At 35.4% G+C, this 1,155-nt stretch carries 3 tRNA genes and 1 pseudogene; all 4 read right to left on the bottom strand.

The features are described 5' to 3' along the window. A pseudogene (locus JCM21531_RS17300) lies at positions 1-614 on the bottom strand (S-layer homology domain-containing protein); the annotation flags it as partial. A gap of 202 nt (positions 615-816) precedes the next feature. Continuing rightward, a tRNA-Lys gene (locus JCM21531_RS17295) sits at positions 817-892 on the bottom strand. Between the two features lie 5 nt (positions 893-897). Next, positions 898-973 (bottom strand) — tRNA-Gln (locus JCM21531_RS17290). An 8-nt stretch (positions 974-981) separates the two neighbouring features. Further along, a tRNA-His gene (locus JCM21531_RS17285) sits at positions 982-1,058 on the bottom strand. Between the last annotated feature and the right edge of the window lie 97 nt (positions 1,059-1,155).

Raw genomic sequence — 1,155 nt, 5'->3', positions numbered from 1 at the left:
GTGCTTATCAACCTTACGTTTTCATCTTTAACATAACCTTCAAAATTAATTTTATTATTTGTAATTACACCGTATTTTTTTGGCTCGGTAAGATATATTTCGGGTCGAACGTTTTCCGTATATTTGATTTCCACCGTATATTTGTAATATTTACTTTTTTCTTTGGTTACATTACCCTCATATTTTGCCCAATACAGTCCTGTTTCATCATCAAAACCCGAATCTACTTTTACAAGAGTTCCTTCATACCCGTCAGCAGTATAATACTCAGTTTCTCGAAAATTACCTCCTAAACTGTCCTTTACAGTTAACGTAACTTCTTTTGTATGCGGCTTCTCTTTATACACGCCCTCCGAAACACTAACCGTTACTTTGTCTCCCTCTCTGCTGTACGACACTTTTCCGGTATCAACAATAACTTCGGAAATGTCAAAAAGATTCGGTATTTCAACGGTTTTTGAAACTTTTTCATATAAACTCTCTTCAAAGTCTACAACTTTAGTTTTTACTTCAGGTGCTGCGGATACAAAAGCTACATTTTGACAAAAGATAGTAAAAAGAAAACATAATGTTACTACAAACAATAAAACTTTTTTGCCCCGATTTTTTTTCATTTCATCCACCACTCCTTTTAAGTTTTTTGTGCGTGTATATCCATATTTTCCTTATATTAACTATTATTATATTATACTTAAAAGAAGGCTATTTCATCTATATATTTTCATTTATTTTCTTTATTTTTTCTATTCTTGGAATTATATTCGTGAAAGGAGAAAGACCTTGCATACATTAAATATGCAAGGTCTCTTCTTAATTTGGTGAGCCATCCGCGACTCGAACGCGGGACACCATGATTAAAAGTCATGTGCTCTGCCAACTGAGCTAATGGCCCACATATGGCAGGGATGGCAGGACTCGAACCTACGAAATGCCAGAGTCAAAGTCTGGTGCCTTACCGACTTGGTACATCCCTATATTAAGTGGGGTGAATAGTGGGAGTCGAACCCACGACCTCCAGAGCCACAATCTGGCGCTCTAACCAACTGAGCTATACCCACCATAAATTACTGTCTCTCAAAAGGCACAACGATATTCTAAGACAGAATAACATAAATGTCAAGTATTTTTTTTATTTTCTTTTGAAAATTATTAGAC

It is taken from the genome of Acetivibrio straminisolvens JCM 21531, assembly GCF_000521465.1.
In the GTDB taxonomy this organism is placed as follows: Bacteria; Bacillota; Clostridia; order Acetivibrionales; family Acetivibrionaceae; genus Hungateiclostridium; species Hungateiclostridium straminisolvens.
The sequence above is the reverse complement of the archived record's forward strand: the minus strand, read 5'-3'. Positions and strand labels throughout refer to the sequence as shown.